The sequence below is a fragment of the Gluconacetobacter entanii genome (genome assembly GCF_013155425.1).
GTDB classification, from domain to species: Bacteria; Pseudomonadota; Alphaproteobacteria; order Acetobacterales; family Acetobacteraceae; genus Novacetimonas; species Novacetimonas entanii.
In genome coordinates this window covers 20,480-40,170 of the sequence record NZ_JABJWD010000094.1, presented here as the reverse complement: position 1 = coordinate 40,170, position 19,691 = coordinate 20,480, and the positions used below count along the sequence as shown (strand labels likewise).

Sequence of the window (19,691 nt, the reverse complement as noted above, 5' to 3'; positions counted from 1 at the left end):
GGGGCGGGACGGGGGTCGAGGACGACGGTCATGGGATCTCCGGGGTCATGGTGGTCAGGCCGTAAAGGGTTCCGCCGACGCCCCGGCGGCCACGCCGGCGGGTCCGGCATGCGGGGCGACCAGCGCGCGCAGCACCGCCGACAGCCGCGCCACCTGGCGCGAGACCTCCGGCAGGCCCATCAGTTCGCCAAAGCGCCCGCGCGCCAGCGGCCCCGCGACAAACAGCGTCGCCTCGTGCCGCAGCCCCACGCAGGCCCGCCCCAGCGCATCGACATGCAGGCCCAGCCCCGTGGGGTCCATTTCGACCATGCCCGCCGCCGCCAGCCCCGACAGGAAGGGCTGGGCCGTGATGATGTCGCCATGGGCGGGGCCGGTCGTGGTGATGATCGCATCGAACGCCGCCGGGCGCGCATGCCCGTTGCGATGGCGCAGGGTGACGCGGAATGCCTCGCCCTCCACCGTCACCTGCGTCAGGCGCGCGGCCATGAACTCCAGCAGGCCCGCACGGTGGCGTGCGCTCATGATGTCCTCGGTCGGGGGGGAGATGCGGAAACGGTGCGTGTCCCAGAACGGGCGCAGGTGCCGGATCAGCCGCCTGCGTTCGACCAGCGGCAGCGCGGCCCAGATGTCGGCGGCCTGTTCACGCAGCCGGTCGAACACCGCCTGCCATGGCTGCTCCGCACTGGCGCGCAGCGTGTCGCGCACACGACGCAGCACGGCGCGGGCGGTGCGCGCGGGTGGCGTGGTGAATGCGCCGAACGCCTCGACCTTGTGCGGGGCATGCCCGCGCGAACGCTGCCCCCGGCGCGAGATCGCCAGAACCGGCCCGCGATGCCCGCGCGCGTTCAGGGTCGCGACGGCGTCGGCCATGCTCAGCCCCGTGCCCACCACCAGCACCCGGTCGGTGGCGCGGATGTCGTCCAGCGCGCCGTGATCCCACGGGTTGGCCACCAGCACCGGATGCGCCCCCGGACGCAGCGCCAGCCCCCGCAGGGGCGCGGGCGGGCGTGGCGGCGGGTGGCTGGTGGCGATGACCACGATATCGGCCTCCGTCACCGTGCCGTCGCCGCACGACAGGACCCAGCGGTTGTCCCCGCGCCTGTGGGCGGCCTGCACGATGGCGCGGTGATGCGTGATCGCGCCCCCCGCCAGCAGCGGGGCAAGGCGGTCGGCGACATAGCGGCCAAAGACCGCGCGCGCCGGAAAGCACGCGCCATCGGGCCGCCATGCGGCGTCATCGCCCGCCACCGCGCCGGTCTGGATGATCCAGTCCATGAAGTCATGCTGGTTGTCGGTATCCAGGCTCATCCGCGCGGCGGGGGCGTTGACGCGGTGGTGCGGGTCCGTGGTGCCATAGGCCAGCCCCGCGCCCAGCGTCGGGCGCGGTTCGAACACGGTGATGCGCAGCGCGGGCATGTTCGCGCGGGCAAGGTGCCACGCCAGCGCCGCGCCGGAAAAGCCGCCGCCGATGATGGCGACGTGGGGAACGGGCACGGCGCAGGTCATGGCGTGCCGCGCCCTCAGGCCGCGTTGGGGGGACGGTGGTCGTTGGCGATCGTCTCGCCAAACGGTCCCATGGTGTGGCCGCCCGCGCGCAGCGGATGCGCCGTCGGCAGCAGCGGCAGCACACGTTCGCCGAACTGGTACGCCTCCTCCACATGCGGGTAGCCGGAGAAGATGAACGTATCAATGCCCAGACGCCGGTATTCGTCGATGCGTTCGGCCACTGTCGCCGCATCCCCCACCAGCGCCGTGCCCGCGCCGCCACGCACCAGGCCCACGCCCGCCCACAGGTTGGGGCTGATTTCCAGCTTGTCGCGCCGCCCGCCATGCAGGGCGCGCATGCGCGACTGCCCCACGGAATCCATCCGCGCGAACACCGACTGCGCCTTTGCGATCGTCGCATCGTCAAGGTGGCTGATCAGGCGCTCCGCCTCCGCCCAGGCCTCGGCCGTGGTTTCGCGCACGATGACATGCAGGCGGATGCCGAACGACACCTCCCGCCCGCGTGCGCGGGCCAGCGCGCGGATGTGCGCGATCTTTTCGGCCACCTGCGCGGGCGGTTCGCCCCATGTCAGGTACTTGTCCACCGATTTCGCCGCGACATGGGACGCCGCCTCCGACGATCCACCGAAATAGACCGGCGGCCCGTCCTTCTGGAAGGGCGGGAACATCAGGTGGCCGTCGCGCACCTGGATATGTTTCCCCTCATACGTCACATGTTCCCCCCGCAGCAGCGCGCGGTAGATGTCGAGGAATTCGTCCGTGATCTCGTACCGCGTGGCATGGTCGGCAAACAGCCCGTCGCCCGCGTTTTCCGCGGGATCGCCGCCCGTGACGATGTTGATGAGCAGCCGTCCCTGCGAAAACCGGTCCAGTGTCGCGGTCATGCGCGCGGCCAGCGTGGGCGACAGAAGCCCCGGGCGCAGCGCGATCAGGAACCGCAGCCGCCGCGTCAGCGGTGCAAGGGCGGAGGCCGTGATCCAGCTATCCTCGCAACTGCGGCCGGTGGGGATCAGCACCCCGTAATAGCCCAGCGTGTCCGCCGCCTGCGCCACCTGCTGCAGGTAGGGCAGGTCCACCGGGCGGCCGCCCTTCTGCGTGCCGAGATAGCGGGTGTCGCCATGGGTGGGCAGGAACCACAGGACGTTGATCCTGTCCGGGATGGTGTAGGTGTCCGACATGGTCATGATGCCTTTGGAAAAAAGGGTGGCAGGGTCGAGGACGTCGCGCGTCCCCACGTTCCGGGCGATGCGGGCGGCAGGGCGGTCATGCGAAGGAAGGGCCGGACCTGTCATGGCGACCTCTGGAACGTGGCGCGGATATTAACGATACCGTGTGTGTATTATTACAATAACCACAGTATCAACGGTACAATGCGAGTCAATAAAATATTTGTCGTATGTTTTTGGTGTTATCGGGAGTCGCAGATCAAAAAACCGGGAAATTACGCCATGGCCCTGCGTGAAAAGGGCACGCGACACCCTGCGGGCCGGCCGGGTGTTTTCAGGACAGTATATTGATATATAACGAAGAATATCCACACATCCGCAGGGTGCCTGACCCCGCCATAATAAACGATGAATGATCGTGCATTACATGCCGCGCCGCCGGGCGGCCTCCCCTTGCAATCGGCGCGCGGTCGCGTCATCTGGGGTGTGCGGCCCGTCACGGCGGCCACAGCAGCACGACGGAGACCCCCGATGAACGCGCATGCCCCCCCGAACGCGCCCCGATACCGCACGCTGGACATGCCCGGCATCCTTGCGTTCCTGTCCGGCCTGCCCGATCTTGCCGCCCGCCTTGGCGGGACGCGGGCGCAGTGGACGATTCGCGAGGTCAGCGACGGCAACCTCAACAACGTGTTCGTCGTCGATGGCCCGCGCGGCGGCGTGTGCGTGAAACAGTCGCTGCCGCATGTGCGCGTGGACCCGTCATGGAAGATGCCGCTGGACCGCACGTTTTTCGAGGCGTCGTACCTGCGTGACATCCACCCCCTCGTCCCCGGGCTTACGACGCGCTGCCTGCATTTCGACCCGGACCTGTTCGTGCTGGTGGTCGAAAGCCTGGCGGGACATGCGGTGTACCGGACGGCCCTGATGTCGGGCGTGGACTGGCCGCGCGTGGTGCCCGACATCGCCACCTTCGTCGCGCGCGCAACCTTTGGCACCTCGGTCCTGTCCGAACCGTTCGAGCGCGTGTTTGATCGCCACGCGGTCTATGCCCGCAACCAGACATTGCAACGCATCACGCTGGACCTTGTGCTGGATGACCCGTACCACGACCATCCGCGCAACCACTGGGATGACGTGCGGCTTGATGACGTGGTGGGGCGCATCCGCACCTCGCCTGCCGTGCGGCGGGCGGTGGACGCGCTGCGCCTGCGCTTCCTGACCTGCCCGCAGGCGCTGCTGCATGGGGACCTGCACACGGGATCCATCATGGCGACGGCCACCGATACGCGCGTCATCGACGGGGAATTCGCGATCTATGGCCCCATCGGGTTCGATTGCGGGATGTTCGTCGGCAACCTCGTGCTGCGCCGCTTTGCCGACTTCTCGCCCGATGCGGGACGGCGCTGTGTGGCGGAAATCGCGCGGTTCTGGGACACGTTCGTCGCCGAATTCACCCGGCTGTGGGCGGCAGCGCACCCCACGCCCTCCGCCACGTCGGGGCCGTGCGCGTTCTTTGTCCCCGATGCGGACGGCGCATCACCGGGGCGGACGGCGTTCGTGCGCGCGGTGTTTGACGACATGGTGGGATACTGCGCCATGGAAATCATCCGCCGCATCATCGGCTATGCCCACACGGCGGATTTCGACGTCATCCCCACGCATGACGCCCGCACCGAACGCCGCCGCGCGGCGCTGTCCTTCGCCTGTGGGCTGCTGGATGCCCATGGGACGCAGGGTGATGTGGAGGCGGCTTTTGGCGCGCTGGTGCGGGAAGATGTGAAGGGGTTTTGAAGCTTTTTGAAAAAAAGCTTCACCAAAAACTTCTGTCAGTTAAGGGGCTGCGTCATGCCGGGGGATGGGGGCGCCTGCCGTGCGGGCAGAGGGTGTTTTTGAGTGGAAGTTCTTGGGTGCCGGCTTTTTTCAAAAAGGCGGCGTCCTGCTCCCGGCCCTCACTCAGATGGAAAAGGTCGCCGCCTGTGCCACGGGGCGTTCGGGCCGGGGCAGGCCGTGGCTTTCGGCCTGCCGCACCAGTTCATCGAGCGTGATCTTGCGGTATTCGCGTTCCAGCATCCCCTCCATCTGGTTCAGGAACGGGCGGATGACGGTGTTGAACAGGGGGCCGTTACGCCGTTCCATGCGGTCATGGCGCGCCGCGATGGCCTGGTGGATGTCCGACAGCAGGATTTCACGCGCCGGATGGCCCAGCCTGTATCCCCCATGTGGCCCCCGCACCCCCGACAGCAGGCCGGAGCGTGACAGCACCTGCAGCAGGGGTTCGATCCCGCGTCGCGCCATGCCCGACCGGTGGGCGATTTCGGTGGCGCTGACGGTGTTGCCGTGCATGCCGTGGAACGCGATGTCCAGCATGATGAAGATTGCCGTGACCGTGCGGTCGCGAAGGCCCTGCATGTCGTATGTCCCGTGGTTATGCCCGCGCCACGACAGGTCGCGCCACGGGGGCGGTGCGTCGTGCCGTCATGGCGCGGTGTGGGTGGAGGAAAGGGTTTCAAGGAATTCCGCAAGCCACCGCAGGCCCTGTTCCCAGGCCCCCACGGTGGAGGCATTGCCCAGATGGCCATGCGCCCCCGCCGTCAGCAGGCGCGCCCCCCATCCGGCGGCAAGGTCGCGTGCCCGCGCGGGCGACAGCCATTCGTCATCGCTGCTGGCGATCACGCGCGTGGCAAAGGGCAGCGGCGCCAGCGCGGGGGGCGCGAAATGGCGCAGCAGTCCGGGCACCTGTTGCGCGCGCGGGCCATGCAGGTCCGCCGGCGCGACAAGCAGCGCCCCCGCCACGGGAACATGCGCCCGCGCCCGCATCCGGCGCGCGACCAGTATGGCCCCGAGGCTGTGCGCGGCAAAGACCACCGGCCTGCGGCAGTGCGCAAGCGTGCGCTCCAGCCCCTGCGCCCACATGTCGTAGGTCGGATGGTCCCAGTCCACCTGCCGCACCCGCCGCGACGGCAGCAGCGCATGCCAGCGCGATTGCCAGTGCTGCGGCCCGGAATCATGCAGTCCCGGCACGATCACAAGGTCATACGGGACCAGAAGGTCGCGCACCCGTTGCACCAGTGCCGCCGTTTCATCGGGGGATGTGGAAAAATCCTGCCCCATCATCGCCGGGGCGGGCACATGTGCGGCGCCGGGCCGCAATGATGCGTTGAATGTCATCCTCTGCCTCGCGCTTTGCGTTCAGGCCGCCGCCATGTGCGCGGGGTGAGCCGCATGGCCCGCCCCGAACAGGTCCAGCATCCGCACCACATCACCAAAATCCCTGTCGCCACCGGGCGGAAAGGACAGCGTGGCGCGGATCGTCGCATCGGGCGCGATCACGAAGGCCACATGTTCGTCCACCCGCCCGGCGGTCTGGTCCCCGGCGGGAAAGTCATCGAACTGCGCCCCGGAATACAGGTCGCGTATGCCCGCTGCATCGCGCGCGTCGCACACCGTCGCCCATGTGGCGGGCAGGCCCGGCGTGATGGGATGCACATCGTCATGACCGGTGACGGGCGGCAGGGCAATCACCTTTACCGAACGGTCCAGTGACGGGATGCTGCCGGGACGGAAATCCTGCGGATGCGTCACCAACACACCCCATGCCCCATCCAGCCAGTCATGGAAACACAGCCGCCCCAATGTGGTCCGCGCCGTGAAATCGGGTGCCGCATGTCCTGAAAACAACGCCATCGCCTTATTCCCTCCCGGCAGGACTGCCTGCCCTGGACAGGATAAAAACACACGGACGATAGGGAGTCAACAAAACCACAACGTAAATCGTCTTTTTGTCGCGATAAATAACGTGTGTTTTTGTGTTTTTCTGGCGCGGGTTTTCCTAAATGGAATCGTGGTTTGTGGGGCAGCCCCTTGCAGGGGCCTCGTCCCCACATCCCGACCACAGGGCCATGCGCGGGCGTGGCGTGCGGCGGTGGCCTCAGGGGCGTTGCCCCCGAACCCCCACCAAAGGGCATTGCCCTTTGGAAACCATGACTTTTGATGGATCAGGGGGCCTATCTGATGACGGCGCAGGCCACGCGGTCGCCGGCCCCGCCAATGGGCTGGCTGCGGTAATCATCGGGGTTGGCGTGGATGACGAGAGAGGAGCCATCGGCGTCGAGCAGCCCGGGATGCCCGTCGGTGCCATTGAGCGTGACGAGCGTGGAATAGAGTTCGACGGTGGCGCTGCCGTCCGGCCCGACAAAGATGTTGGGCAGGTCGCCCGCGTCATTGGCGTTGGCGTTCAGCAGGCCATGCACCACCGGGGTCGTGGCGTGGACATGCGCGCCGGCGCTGGTGAATTTCGGTGCGCCGCACGTGCCCTTTTCATGGAAATGCACGCCATGCCAGCCGGGAATCAGCCCCTGCGCCGTAATGCGCAGGATCACGCCATGGGGGGCTGCGGTGACCTGCACGTTGCCATGTGCCGTGCCGTCCATGCCCATCAGGCTGCCCGATGCCGTATCGGCGGCATGGGCGCGATGCAGGGCGGGGGCGCTGAACGCGGCGATGCCGCAGGCCAGCACGGCAAGCTGTCGAAGGCGTGGGAACATGGAATTTCCTTTTTCGCTGTTGTGCTCACATGAAGGCATGGCGTTGCATCCCTGCCGGTCCCCACACTGTCGCGCCATGGGGGGCAGGGGGAAGCCAATCCTTCGTGACCACGACAGCGCACGCCCCCGCCCGGACCGGGGCGCGGGTGTCCGGGGTGGCGGCCCTTCCCATGCCGGGCGCACGCGCCAGGTGGGGGGCAGGGAAGGGCGCTGGACATGGTATGCGTGGTGTCGCTGTGTTATGACATCCCGATCACGGGGCCCCGGTGTGGGGCCGGTCCCCGTGACGCTTCCGGACGGTCAGGACATGTTATCAGAAGGCGGTCTGGAAGCTCCCCATCATCGCAAAGCCCGCGCCGACGAAATACGACGCGGAGGAGCCGGAGATCTGGGTCCCGCGCATGCCGGTATAGCTTTTGGCGTTCAGGGCGGCGCCCGCGATGCCCGACAGGTATTTCGTGTTGCCGATATTGATGAAGTTCAGGCGGAATTCAGGCGCCTTCGCCACCCACACCTTCTTCAGCCGCACACCCAGCGCAAGGTCGCCGGTGATGTAGCTTGGCATCTTCTCGTCATCCATGAAGGTCGAATACTGGCTGCCGACATATTTCATGTTCCCGTTGGCAAAGAACATGCCATCGTCATAGGACATCCCGACGGCGGCCTGCCACTGCGGGCTGCGGATGGCGGTCTTGCCCGCGGTATGCAGGTAATCCCCGCCCACGGCGATGTTGCTGTCGGTGGTGGCGTGCAGGTACTCGACCGAGGCATAGGGGCTGAAATGATGGTACGGCTTCGTGCCGATTTCCGCGTCAAAGCCGCGCGACGTCTGCCCGCCCGCATTGATGTACGAACTGACCAGTGCGCCGTTTTCGGGGATGATGGTGGAAATCTGGCGGTTGGTGAAGTTGTAGTTGAAGAACGTGACCGACGCGACGATGTCCTTCTGGTAACGGTATCCGATTTCCTCCTGGATCGAATATTCATCCTTCAGCTTCGTGTTCGGGATGCTGGTGATCGCGCCGGTGGTGATGCTGTAGTTGTTGAACAGGTTGGAGGTCGAGGGCGGGCGGAAATTGCCGCTCGCGGAGACGAAGATCTGGTGGTACGGGCTTGGCCGGTAACTCAGCGAGAACTGCGGCAGGGGCTGTGACGTGTTTTCCCCCACATGCGACTGCGGCCCCGGCAGGTAGTTGTCGCCCTTGCGCGAGATCATCATCTCGCGGAAGCCCGCGCTGATCTGCAGCCGGTCATGGTCGAGCGAGACCTTGTCCCCGACATAGATGCCGTTGATCTGCGTGCCGGTGAAGTTGTTGCCCGCCAGCAGCAGTTGCCCGTCGGGATAGGTGATGCTGTAGCCACCCATGGCGTTGCGGGCCTCGCCACGTGAATTCAGCGCGGCGAAGGGCATCTGCACGGCGTTGCTCTGGTAATCATACCAGTAACCCAGCGTGATCTTGTGCCGTCCGATGTCGTAATGCAGCGCGCTGTTGATGCCGTAGGTATATTCCTGTTCCAGGTACTGCCCCAGCGCGTTGACCTGGTTGTTGATCGCCCCCGGCAGGTTGAGGCTTTCGGGATGGTACTGCGTGCCGATGTAATTCCCCGTCTCGTTCACCATGGTGCCGCCGGGGTAATACCCGCTGCCCCAGTAGAAATACGGCGTGCTGGTGAAATGCAGGTGGTCCGTCAGCGCCAGCCTGATCGGCGCGCTGATCATGAAATCGTTCCACCCGCCGATATAGTTCTTCCAGTAATTCGTCTTGCCCGGCGTATAGCTGCCGGCATAGTTGGCCGAATAATGCAGCGCGTTCCATTCCGACATGGTCGGTTCCATGTAATAGGCGACATCGCGGCTGTTATACGACCCGAAGAGCGAGATGCTGTTGTCGCCCCATTCCTTCTGCAGCTTGAAATCCACATGGCGGCGGTGGTTCCACCCCGGCCCGTGGGAGTTCTGGCTGCTCGCGGCGGAGAAGGAGACGAACGCCTTGACCCCGGTATGGCCAAGTTCCCCGGTATCGAGGCGGATGAACTCGCGGTTGGTGGTATAGGTGCCATAGGCGGCGTCGGTAAAGATGCCGAACTTGTTGGACGGGTTGCGGATCCCCACCGTCATCACACCCCCGGCGGAGGTATAGACCGGGTCCGTCAGGCCGGGCGCGCCCTGTGCCACGGAAATCGAACTCATGTTTTCGGAATCCGCCCATTCGGACGCATCCTGGATGTAGATGCCACTGTCATTGAGGGGGATGCCCTCCATCACGTAACCGATCTCATCCTGCCCCAGCCCGCGGATCGACAGCGTGGACTGGTCCGACAGGCCGATCGGGTCCGACCCGCCCACATTCGCACCCGGCAGCATCTTTATAAGCTGGAGCGCGCTGGTGCCGGGGGTCTGTTTCTGGATGTAGTTGGCCGAAACGGTGCTGACCGAACGCGGGGCGGTTTCCCTGCGGATCAGGCCCGCGCCAACGCCCGCGCCGGTGACGCCGTTGGTGGCGGCCGCGTTGGACGTGACGTTGATGTTCTCCATGACCTGCGGTGGCTGCTGCGCGGCTTTTTTCGTGGCCGTGCCGCCGCCCGCGGGCTTGGCCTTGTTGGCGTGCAGGCGCGGGTCGGGCGTGGGCGAATTGGGGCGATCCTGCGCCAGGACGGTATCAAGGGGCAGGAAGGCAAAGAGAGAGACAAACAGCAGATACTTCGAACGCATGACTTGGTCCCCTTGCGTGAGATGTTAAAACATTACGATAACGCAACAAAATGAACGCGTTAAAGGCGCACGTCCCCCGCCTATCCGGGCGGGAGGACAGGCGGGCGGACCCGCATGCGGATGTGTCGGCTCTCGCGGTACAGCGCCAGTCCCTCGGGGCCGAGTTCGCGTCCGTGCCCGCTCATCTTCCAGCCGCCAAACGGGGCCTGGAGTTCGCTGACGTCATTGACGTTGATGCCGATGCCCCCGGCCTCGATATGATCGGCCAGGCCCCAGGCCCGCTCCAGGTCGCGGCTGTAGACATAGGCCGCCAGGCCAAAGGGCAGGGCATTGGCCAGCGACAGCGCCTGCGCATCGGTGTCGAACGCATGGATGGCCGCGACCGGGCCGAACGTCTCGTGCGTCATCGCCAGCGCGTCGGCCGGCACGTCCGTCAGGACGGCGGGGCTGTAGTAAAACCCGCCTTCGGGCACGCCGTCATGCAGCGCATGCCCCCCGCACAGCAGCCTTGCCCCCCGGTCCACGGCGTCGCGCACATGCAGGTCCGCGCGTTCGCGCACGCTGTCGTTCATCACCGGGCCATAGGTGACGCCGGGTTCGATGCCCGGCCCCGGACGGATGGCCGACGTGATGGCCACCAGCGCCTCGACAAAGCGGTCCTGCACGCTGCGCGCGACCAGGATGCGGTTCACGGCGATGCAGATCTGGCCCATGTTGGAAAAACTGCGCCGTGCGGCGGCGGCGGCCGCGTCCTCGATATCCGCGTCGTCAAGCACCACGAACGGGCACTGCCCGCCCAGTTCCAGCGCCACGCGCTTTAGGTTGCCTGCCGCCGCGCGCATGATCGCCTGCCCCGCCGGGACCGACGCGGTGGCGGAAATCAGGCTGATGCCCGGATGCGCCGACAGCGCGGCCCCCACGTCTGGCCCGTCGCCCGGAATGTCGTTGAGCACCCCCGCCGGCAGCCCCGCCTCGGTCAGGCAGTCGATCACGGCGGCGATGGCGAACGGGGTTTCGGGCGGTGGCTTGACCACCATGGTGCACCCGGCCGCTAGCGCCGGGGCGATTTTCCATGCATACAGGTCCACGGGATAGTTCCATGGGACAATGGCCGCAACCACGCCCACCGGACCGGAGGAGACGATGCTGCGGATGTCGGGCCGCACCGACGGGCGCAGCGTGCCGCCCATGCGCCGCCCTTCCTCCGCGTAATAGCGCAGGACCTCGGCGCCGAACAGGATCTCCTTGCGCGAATCGGGAACCGGCTTGCCCTGTTCGCGCGTCAGGGCGGTGGCGATGTGATCGACGCGCTGTTCGATCAGGTCGGCCGCGCGCCGCATGATGGCCGCGCGCGCATCGGGCATGGCGCGCGACCATGCGGGAAAGGCCGCGTGCGCCGCGGCCACCGCGCGTTCCACGTCCACGCCGTCGGCAATGGCCGTCCGGCCGATCGCCTGTCCCGTCGCCGGGTCGATGACCGGTCGGTACGTACCGCCCTGCGGCGCGACCCATTGCCCCCCGATGAACAGGGGGCGCGTGCTGTCGGTGATGTCCATGATGCCCGTCCTGTTCAGCGTGCGCGCAGACGACGCCACATATCGGCGTAATTTTCGTCATTGTGGCGGTTGGCCGCTTCCTTGTGTTCCGTGTTCGGGTTGATCATGACGCGCGGGGTGATCCCCTGCGCCACGAGTTCCTGCGCCGTGGCGGACACGATGGCATGCGCGATCGCGATGGTGATGGAGGTCGAACTGGCCCCCACCGGCGCCTCCAGCCCCGCGATCTTCAGGCTGGCGTCGGCCTTTGGCACGCCGGTGTCGATCACCACGTCCGCGACCTCGAACAGGCGCTGCCCGCTGGAATGGCGCGACGCGGTGGTGGAGGAATGCGGCAGCGACGTCACCGCGATGACCTTCATGCCCAGCGCCTTCGCCTGCAGCGCCATGTCGAGGATGACGGCATTGATGCCCGAATGTGAAAACAGGATCAGCGTGTCTTCCGCATCGAGGTGATGCGCCGACAGGATCGCCTTGCCATATCCCTCCACCGCATGGATGAAGCGGTACTGCCGCGCGCCCTGGTCGCCCAGTACATGGTGGAAGGAGATCATGCTGCTTTCGACGATGGGGCGGAATCCCGCCACCGTGCCGGTGCGCGGGAACGTCTCGATCGCGGGCAGGGCGCCATGGCCGGTGCCGAAGGTGAAGACCAGCTTGTCGCGCGCGATGCTGCGCGCGCACAGCTTCGCCGCCGCGCGGATGTTCTCGGCCTGCGTGTCGCGCACACGGCCCAGGCGCGCGATCAGGACGTCGAAATATTCCTCGATGATGTCGGTCATTATCGTGTTTCCTTGAGCGTGGGATGGCACAGCGCGCTGATCGCCGCCTCGAACAGGTCATGTTCCGCCGCCGCCATGCGCCCGGCGTCGAGCTTCTCCTGGCTGACGGGATCGACGGTCGCGACACACAGGCTGGAGGTACGCGCGCCCAGCATCCGCCCCGCCACCAGCAGGGCGGAGGTTTCCATGTCGGCCGCGATCAGGCCGAAGCGCGCGATATCGTCAAGCAGTTCCTCGCGCACGCGGCTGCGCGATCCCGGCAGGGCGAACATCTGGGAATAGAACCCGTCATAGCTGGCGAACACGCCGGTATGGTGGCGGCGCGTGGCCTGCGCGTGCAGGGTGTCGGTGATGGCGGCATTGAGCGTCGTGTCCGACACCGCCGGGTATCCGGGCGGGGCATAGCTGTCGGACGTGCCCTCGCGCCGCAGTGCGGCTTCGGCCAGCACGAAATCGCCCAGTTGCACCGCGCCGGCGGCCATGGCGGTGCCGATGCGCACGAAGGTATGCACGCCCAGCGCGCGCAGTTCCTCCAGCACGACGGCGGCGATGGGCGCGCCCATGCCGAACGCGGTGGCGGTGATGCGCGTGCCGCCGCGCGTGCCGGTGATGGTCTGCAGGCCCCGGTTGACCGGCACGCGGTGCACGTCGTCCAGGTGGGCGGCAATGCGTTCCACCCGCGCGGGATCGCCGATCAGGATCGCAACGTCCCCCACGTCACGCGGGGTCGCGCCGATATACCATGCGCTTTTTTCTGAAGTGTTTTCAGCCATTGAACGGTTCGTCCCTGCTTTCTTTCTGTCGTGATTCCAGTAATGCGAATGCGGCGCCGATGCCCGCGTCCAGCGCCCCCACCGGGTCGTGCGGGTGCGCCAGCAGGTGCGCCAGCATCCCCCCCGCCAGCGTGTCGCCCGCCCCGCACGGGTCATCCACCCGCAGGGCCGCGACCGGCGGGCGCGCGGTGCGCCCGTCCGCCATCTCCAGCACGGCCCCGCGCGGGCCATGGGTTTCCACCAGCATGCGGCCCGCACGCGGGGCCGCCGCCGCCAGCGCGTCGCGCACCAGCGGGCCCTCGGTTTCGGAAAAGAAGATGATGTCCGCCCGTCCCGCCACCGCGCGCAGCAGGTCATCGGGCAGGGCGCGGGCATCGTGCTTGGCCACCCACGCCACGCGCGCCGTGTCCGCGCACAGCGCCAGCGCCGCGCGCGTGGCCTGCGCCGGCGCCACCGTCAGGCACATGCACCGCGCCGTGGCGATCAGGTCCGCCTGCGCCGGGGTCACGATGTCGGTGCCCGCAGCGTGTTCCAGCGCGTCATACAGGCACATGCATTCCCCCGTGGGGTCGTACACCATCATCGTCAGCGGCGTGCGCCCGCCCGCGATGACCGCAAGCCCGCGGTCATCCGCGCCACAGCGCGCCACCGCCGCGCGATAGGCCGCGCCGTCCGCGTCATCGCCGATCCAGCTTACGGGTGCGGGATGGGCCACGCCGGCCGCGGCCATGGCGCGGGCGACGAAATACGGCGCGCCCCCCGGACGCCCCCACGCGGCCGCGTCGCGGCGCGTGACATGCGTCGTGCGGCCCAGCGCGGGCGGCCCCTCCAGCGCCAGCACGTGGTCCATGCTGGCATAGCCAAGGATTGCAACGCCGTTCATGACAGGGCCATGATCCCGTCATCGAGCGAGACGACCTTCCCGAAATAGCGTTCGATATCCTCCAGCGACGCCTCGGCCAGGTGGGGGCGGTTGGAATTGGTCGCCTCGCGCACGACAATCGGTTCGAACCCGTTGGCGAACGCGTCCTGCACCGTCGCGCGGATGCAGCAGTTGGTCTTCACCCCCACGATCACCAGCCGCCCGATCCCCTGTTCATGCAGCATCAGCGCCATGTCGGTGGCAAAGAACGCGCTGTAGCGGCGCTTGGGCACCACGGGTTCGCCCGGCAGGGGTTCGAAACCCGCGACGAAGCCGCAGGCGTCCGACCCCTCGATATGGTGGACCGGCAGCTTCCCCCACTCGAAATCATGCAGGTCGGGGCGGTGGCGTTCGACCGCGTGCACCACCAGCGTGCCCGACGCGCGCGCCGCCGCCAGCAGGGTCCCGATCGGCGCGAGCACCTGCCCCGCCGCGGGGTAGCAGTTGGGTTCACCGGGATCGAAAAACGAATTGATGACATCGACCAGCACCAGCGCTGTCCGGGATCGGGACGTCATGACGCGAAACCTCCATTCATGCGGCGTGCGCGGACCTGCTGCAGGCACATCAGGACCAGCACCGCGACATAGGGAAATGCCTGGGCGATGGAGACCGGAAGCCCGATCACCTGCGCATCCGTCGCCAGATGCGCAGCCACGCCCAGCACAAGGCAGACAAGGGCGGTGGGCCACGGATGGTCACGCCCCACGTAAAAGGCCGCCAGCGCCACGTATCCCCGCCCGGCGGAGATGTCGTCGCTGAAGGCGCCGACGATGCCCAGCGACAGGTCTGCCCCGCCAAGGCCGCACAGCGCCCCGGCCACGGCCATGCCGACAAACAGCATCCGGCGTGCGGAAATGCCCACCGCGCGCGCCATGGCCGGGGCCGCGCCCGCCGCGCGCAGGTGCAGGCCCAGCCAGTGATGGCGAAAGAACCGGTCCATCGCGAACACGCACGCCCACGCCGCGAAGGCGAGGATGTCGAGGTGCAGCGGAACAGGCAGCGGCAGCGGGGCCAGACGCGCGGCGGGCGCCACCAGCAGCAGGCCCGACACGCCGAACGCGGCCTTGACCACCAGGCGGCAGAAGGCATGCGACAGCAGGTTGAAGCCAAGGCCGGTGACGATGGGATTGGTGCGCAGCACGGACACAACCGCCGCCATCAGGCATGCGCCGGCACCCCCCGCCATGGCGGCCCCCCCAAGCCCGGCCATGGGCGACCCCGTCGCCCGCGCCACGACCGCCGCCACCAGCGCGCCCAGCAGGATGAACGCATCCAGCCCCACGTTCACCAGCCCCGCGCGGCGGCTGAACGCCCCGCCCAGCGCGGCCAGAAGCAGCGGCGTCGTCTGTGACAGGCAGTCACCGATGAAGGTCAGCACGTTCATCATCGCGTCCCCCCATGGCGGCGCCACCGGGCGGAGGCGAAGATGATCAGCGTCGCCTCCAGCAACTGGGTGACTTCCTCCGGCACGGCGGAAATCAACTGGATGCCGATGCCCGACACCACCAGCAGCGCCAGCAGCGCCGCCGCCGCGATGATGCCCGGCGCGCGGTTGGCCCCAAGGATCGCGACCGTCAGGCCAAGGAAGCCGTATTCCGCCGAAAACCCCGCGACATAGCGATGGACATTGCCCAGCGTGTGCAGCCCCCCCGCCAGTCCGCCCACCGCCCCGCTGAGCAGCATGGCCGACACCAGCACGCGCCGCACGTCAAAGCCGCAGGCGGTGGCGAAACGCCGGTTCATGCCGACGATGCGCGTGGCGTATCCCAGCACCGCATGGCGGCACCACAGCCCGTAGCCCACGGCCACCACCAGCGCGACGGCAAAGGAAAGGTTCAGCCCGTGCGCGACGATGTCGGGCATGTGGCTGGCCTGCGGGATCATGGCGGTGGCGGAATTGGCCGCGCCGGGGGCAAGGAAGAAATATTCCACCAGCCACGCCGCAAGGTCGAGGGCGACGAAATTGAGCATCAGCGTCGCGACGACATCATCCAGCCCCAGCCCCACCACAAGCGCGGCCGACAGCGCCATCCACGCCGCCCCGGCAAGGACGCCGCCGCAGGCGGGCACGGCAATCGCCAGCACATGCGGCAGCCCCGCGCAGGATGGCGCGATGACCGCCGTCGCCAGACCGCCCAGTACAAAACATCCCTCCACCCCGGTGTTGAAGATGCCGCTGCGAAAGGAAATGGCCGTGGCGACCCCCGTCAGAACCAGCGGCGTCGTGGCGTTGAGCGTCTGCGCCAGCGCCGCCGTGCCGCCAAGGCCCGCACGCAGGATCAGCCCCGCCACCATGAACGGGTTGAACCCGCACAGCGCCAGGATGCACCCCGCGCACAGCAGGCCCCCCACCACGGGGAAGGCATGCGGCGCAAGGCGCGCGGGCAGGCCACGCAGCACGTCATGGCGCGCCGGGCGCGATGCCGCCGCCTGTGGGCGTAGCTGCATCATGCATGCCCCCCGGTGCCGCCATCCGTGACCACCGCCCCAAGGGGCAGCAGGCGGGTGGACAGGGTGCGCAGCTCGTCCTCCTCCTCCGACACCAGCAGCACCGCCCCGCCGGCGGCCGCGAATTCCACGATCCGGTGGTGGATGACGTCGATCCCCTCCAGGTCCACGCCGCGCGTCGGCTGCGCAACCAGCAGCACGCACGGCCGCGCGTCGAGTTCGCGCGCCATGGCCACGCGCTGCTGGTTGCCACCTGACAGCCGCCCCGACGCCAGCAGGTCGGTCGCGCGGCGCACGCCAAACCGGTCCAGCAGCGTGCGCGTATGCCCCGTGATGGCCGCATCGCGCCGCAGGCCCCATGCGGCAAACGGCATGAGGTCGTGCCGCCCGGCCACCACGTTGTCACGCAGGCTGGCGTCAAGGCACAGGCTTTCGCCCGCGCGCTCTGCACTGAGGTAGCCGATGCCCGCGCGACGCCGCGCCCGGGTCGAAAGCCGCTCCACCGCGCGGCCACGCAGCGCGATCTGCCCGCCGTCGCACGGGCACAGTCCCGCGACACAGCGCAGCACCTCGTCCTGTCCCGCGCCCGGCACGCCGCCAAGGCCAAGGATCTCCCCCGCGTGCAGGTCGAACGACAGGCCATCCACCCGCCGCGTCCCGCGCCGGTCGCGCAGCGACAGGTCCCGTACCGACAGCACGACCTCCCCCCGGTGCGGGCCCGGCACGCGCGCGGGCACGGGGGCCTTGCCCGTCATGTGGCGCACAAGGATGTCGTGGCTCATGTCCGCGCGCTCCAGCGTTGCGACATGGCGGCCATCGCGCAGGATGCTGGCGCGGTCGGCCACGGCCATCACCTCGTCCAGCTTGTGGCTGATGAAGATCAGGGTCCGCCCCTCGTCACGCAGGCGGCGCATCAGGCGCAGCAGGCTGGCGACCTGTTCGCGCGGCAGCACGGCGCTGGGTTCGTCAAGGATCAGCACGTCGGCCCCGCGATACAGCACGCGCAGGATCTCCACCCCCTGGCGGACATGCAGCGGCGCGTGCGCGGCGGGCATGGACCAGTCCACCTCCATCCCCGCCATCGCCGCCAGTGCCCCGGCCTCGTGCAGGGCGCGGGCGCGGTCCACACGGCCAAGGCGCGCGCGCGGTTCATGGCCCAGTATCAGGTTGTCGAGCAGGGAGAGTTCGGGGATGGTGCTGAATTCCTGGTGCACCATTCCGATGCCGCGCGCGATGGCGTCATGCGCGCCCGACAGGCTGACGGGTGCGCCGTCGAGCATGATCTGCCCGCCATCGGGGCGTTCCAGCCCCTGGAGCATGCGCATCAGCGTGCTCTTGCCCGCGCCATTGCCGCCAAGGAAGGCATGGATCGACCCGCGGGCGATGGCGATGGAAATGTCGTTGCTGGCGACATGGCTGCCAAAGGCGCGGGTGACGCCGCAAAAGGCGATGCGGGGCGGGGGCGCGTTCATCGCATGAACTCCGGATATCCCTCGGTCGCGACGTTCCACACCTTCACCCGGCCCGCGATGATGTCGCGGCGCGCGGCGTCCACCGCCGCAAGCGCCGCCGCGGGCACCAGCGCGCGGGTGTACGACATGGGCGACAGGCCCACGCCCCCTTCGGACAATCCCATGTGCAGGACAGGAAGGTTCGCGATTTCGCCGTCATGGTAGGTCTGCACGATGCGTTCGATCGCGACATCGGTATGTTTGAGCATACTGGTCAGTACATGGCCCGGCGCCAGCGCGTCCTCGTCCTGGTCCACGCCGATGGCGTACAGGCCGCTGTCCTGTGCCGCGTGGATCACGCCCACGCTGGTGACGCCAGCAACGGCATAGATGATGCCCACGCCGCCATTGTACATCACGTCCGCCATCTGCAGTCCCTTGGCCGGGTCGTTGAAACTGTCGGCATAGGCGACGCGCACCGTGATGCCGGGGGTCACGCTGCGCGCGCCCTGGATGAACCCGGCAATGAATTTGTCGATCCCGACCGAACGCGTGCCCCCGATCACGCCCAGCGCACGATGCGCCCGCAGGCCCGGCGCATGGCCGTCGCGCATCACCTGCGCGGCCAGCACGCCGGCAAGGTAGGAGCCCTCGTGCTCCTCGAACATGACGGAGGTGATGTTCGCGCCGCTCACGACCTGGTTGAGGATGACGAAATGGCAGCGCGGGAACAGCGGCGCCACATCCTGCATGACAGGGCCGTGCGAATATTCCAGGTCCACCACCAGTCCCGCGCCCGACGTGGCCGCCTGCTGCAGGATGTCCGCGCCCTCCGCCACGACGGAGGCCGTTTCCACCACATGGCCCGGCAGGTTGTTCAGGCGCAGGCCGCGCTGGAACCCCGCAACGCCAAGGTCATTATAGGACTGGTCCCCCAGGCCGCCCTGGCCAACGACCAGGACCGCCGGGGCGTCATTCGCGCCGGCGGCGTGCGCGCCTGCGTCGTGGTGGGGGACTGCCGTGGCCAAGGTCAAGGCCAGGGCCGCCAGTACCGGGCGGTATGTGTGCCGTTCCGTCATCGGACAGACCTATTGCAGGGTCCGGTGCCGTGGCCCGGACCAATTTCGTTTCATAATAATAACGACGCGCGTCATAGACCGCCTCGACCATGTCGAGGACGCGCCCTTCGGCGTCAAATGACTGGCGATAGACCACGATCACCACGCTGTCGGGTGACAGGGCCAGGATCGTGCATTCATCCGGCGTCGCCATGCGGGCGTTCAGCCGTTCCGTGGCGCTGGCGACGGGGCAGCCGCGATCCGAAAGGAAGCGGTAGAATGAAAAATCCGTGCGCGCGCATATATCTTTCGTAAGTCCTGTGCGCTCCACCACGTCCTGCGGCACGACGGAGTTGTGGCGCGCCACCGGCGTGCCATCCACACAGCGCAGGCGGTCCATGACGACGGCCGCGCCCTCCACCTCGAACGGGGGGGTGGCGTGTCCGGGCCACTGCTCGAACGACAGGAGTTCGTGCGAGGCGACGCGGCCGGCCGCCCCGACCGCTTCGGTAAAGCTCATGAGTATGCCGGGCTGTTTGCGAAGCGGGGTGCTGGCGACGAACGTGCCCGCCCCCTGCCTGCGCACCACCAGCCCTTCGGCCACCAGTTCCTCCACCGCCTTGGCGACGGTGAAACGGCTGACGCCCCAGCTTGCGGCCAGCGCGGTTTCACTGGTCAGCCGTTCGCTGGGCTTGCACGCGGCCACTTCCTCCCTGAGGCGGTTTGCGATCTGCCGGTAGAGCGGAAGCGTCGTCATGAAGTGTCC

Annotated in this window: 18 protein-coding genes; 1 reads left to right on the top strand and 17 read right to left on the bottom strand. The window is 67.8% G+C overall.

Features of this window, described 5'->3' with window-relative positions:
* Positions 1-54: 54 nt before the first annotated feature.
* Positions 55-1,506, bottom strand: a complete 1,452-nt coding sequence (locus HNH97_RS15010) for an FAD/NAD(P)-binding protein (protein WP_171791411.1) — start codon at positions 1,504-1,506, stop codon at positions 55-57.
* A gap of 14 nt (positions 1,507-1,520) precedes the next feature.
* A complete protein-coding gene (ssuD, locus tag HNH97_RS15005) occupies positions 1,521-2,690 on the bottom strand; it encodes an FMNH2-dependent alkanesulfonate monooxygenase (protein WP_171791414.1) in 1,170 nt (389 codons plus the stop codon).
* A gap of 513 nt (positions 2,691-3,203) precedes the next feature.
* Here ssuD and mtnK point away from each other — a divergent pair.
* Positions 3,204-4,466 carry an S-methyl-5-thioribose kinase gene (mtnK, locus tag HNH97_RS15000; RefSeq protein ID WP_171791410.1) on the top strand — a complete coding sequence of 421 codons (1,263 nt, stop codon included), beginning with the start codon at positions 3,204-3,206 and terminating at the stop codon, positions 4,464-4,466.
* A gap of 162 nt (positions 4,467-4,628) precedes the next feature.
* On the opposite strand, the gene HNH97_RS14995 is transcribed toward mtnK, so the two are convergent.
* From HNH97_RS14995 to HNH97_RS14925, 15 genes are all read right to left on the bottom strand, one after another.
* Complete coding sequence (locus tag HNH97_RS14995) at positions 4,629-5,084, bottom strand: RrF2 family transcriptional regulator (RefSeq protein WP_171791409.1); 456 nt, start codon at positions 5,082-5,084, stop codon at positions 4,629-4,631.
* 66 nt (positions 5,085-5,150) lie between these two features.
* On the bottom strand, positions 5,151-5,843 hold the full coding sequence (locus HNH97_RS14990; RefSeq protein ID WP_244949487.1) for an RBBP9/YdeN family alpha/beta hydrolase: 693 nt from the start codon (positions 5,841-5,843) through the stop codon (positions 5,151-5,153).
* Between the two features lie 21 nt (positions 5,844-5,864).
* Complete coding sequence (locus HNH97_RS14985; RefSeq protein WP_171791408.1) at positions 5,865-6,359, bottom strand: thioredoxin domain-containing protein; 495 nt, start codon at positions 6,357-6,359, stop codon at positions 5,865-5,867.
* A 320-nt stretch (positions 6,360-6,679) separates the two neighbouring features.
* Positions 6,680-7,219, bottom strand: a complete 540-nt coding sequence (gene sodC / locus HNH97_RS14980; RefSeq protein WP_171791407.1) for a superoxide dismutase[Cu-Zn] — start codon at positions 7,217-7,219, stop codon at positions 6,680-6,682.
* Positions 7,220-7,532: 313 nt separating this feature from the next.
* Positions 7,533-9,932 carry a TonB-dependent receptor gene (locus tag HNH97_RS14975; RefSeq protein WP_171791406.1) on the bottom strand — a complete coding sequence of 800 codons (2,400 nt, stop codon included), beginning with the start codon at positions 9,930-9,932 and terminating at the stop codon, positions 7,533-7,535.
* Positions 9,933-10,012: 80 nt separating this feature from the next.
* Positions 10,013-11,488 carry an aldehyde dehydrogenase family protein gene (locus HNH97_RS14970; RefSeq protein WP_171791405.1) on the bottom strand — a complete coding sequence of 492 codons (1,476 nt, stop codon included), beginning with the start codon at positions 11,486-11,488 and terminating at the stop codon, positions 10,013-10,015.
* A 14-nt stretch (positions 11,489-11,502) separates the two neighbouring features.
* Positions 11,503-12,270, bottom strand: coding sequence for a sugar isomerase domain-containing protein (locus tag HNH97_RS14965; RefSeq protein ID WP_110094430.1), 768 nt, complete (start codon positions 12,268-12,270; stop codon positions 11,503-11,505).
* Entirely contained in the window at positions 12,270-13,043 is a 774-nt protein-coding gene (locus HNH97_RS14960; RefSeq protein ID WP_171791404.1) for a nucleoside phosphorylase, read from the bottom strand. Before HNH97_RS14960 ends, HNH97_RS14965 begins: the two co-directional genes overlap by 1 nt.
* Positions 13,036-13,926: a carbohydrate kinase family protein gene (locus tag HNH97_RS14955; RefSeq protein WP_171791403.1), complete on the bottom strand. Its 891-nt coding sequence runs from the start codon at positions 13,924-13,926 to the stop codon at positions 13,036-13,038. The genes HNH97_RS14960 and HNH97_RS14955 overlap by 8 nt, the downstream gene beginning before the upstream one ends.
* Positions 13,923-14,483, bottom strand: coding sequence for a cysteine hydrolase family protein (locus HNH97_RS14950; RefSeq protein ID WP_171791402.1), 561 nt, complete (start codon positions 14,481-14,483; stop codon positions 13,923-13,925). Before HNH97_RS14950 ends, HNH97_RS14955 begins: the two co-directional genes overlap by 4 nt.
* A complete protein-coding gene (locus HNH97_RS14945) occupies positions 14,480-15,355 on the bottom strand; it encodes an ABC transporter permease subunit (RefSeq protein ID WP_171791401.1) in 876 nt (291 codons plus the stop codon). Before HNH97_RS14945 ends, HNH97_RS14950 begins: the two co-directional genes overlap by 4 nt.
* Positions 15,352-16,419: an ABC transporter permease gene (locus HNH97_RS14940; RefSeq protein WP_171791400.1), complete on the bottom strand. Its 1,068-nt coding sequence runs from the start codon at positions 16,417-16,419 to the stop codon at positions 15,352-15,354. The genes HNH97_RS14945 and HNH97_RS14940 overlap by 4 nt, the downstream gene beginning before the upstream one ends.
* A complete protein-coding gene (locus tag HNH97_RS14935) occupies positions 16,416-17,888 on the bottom strand; it encodes an ABC transporter ATP-binding protein (protein WP_171791399.1) in 1,473 nt (490 codons plus the stop codon). The genes HNH97_RS14940 and HNH97_RS14935 overlap by 4 nt, the downstream gene beginning before the upstream one ends.
* Positions 17,885-18,895, bottom strand: coding sequence for a BMP family lipoprotein (locus HNH97_RS14930; RefSeq protein ID WP_244949486.1), 1,011 nt, complete (start codon positions 18,893-18,895; stop codon positions 17,885-17,887). The genes HNH97_RS14935 and HNH97_RS14930 overlap by 4 nt, the downstream gene beginning before the upstream one ends.
* Complete coding sequence (locus HNH97_RS14925; RefSeq protein WP_171791397.1) at positions 18,840-19,682, bottom strand: GntR family transcriptional regulator; 843 nt, start codon at positions 19,680-19,682, stop codon at positions 18,840-18,842. The genes HNH97_RS14930 and HNH97_RS14925 overlap by 56 nt, the downstream gene beginning before the upstream one ends.
* Positions 19,683-19,691 lie beyond the last annotated feature (9 nt).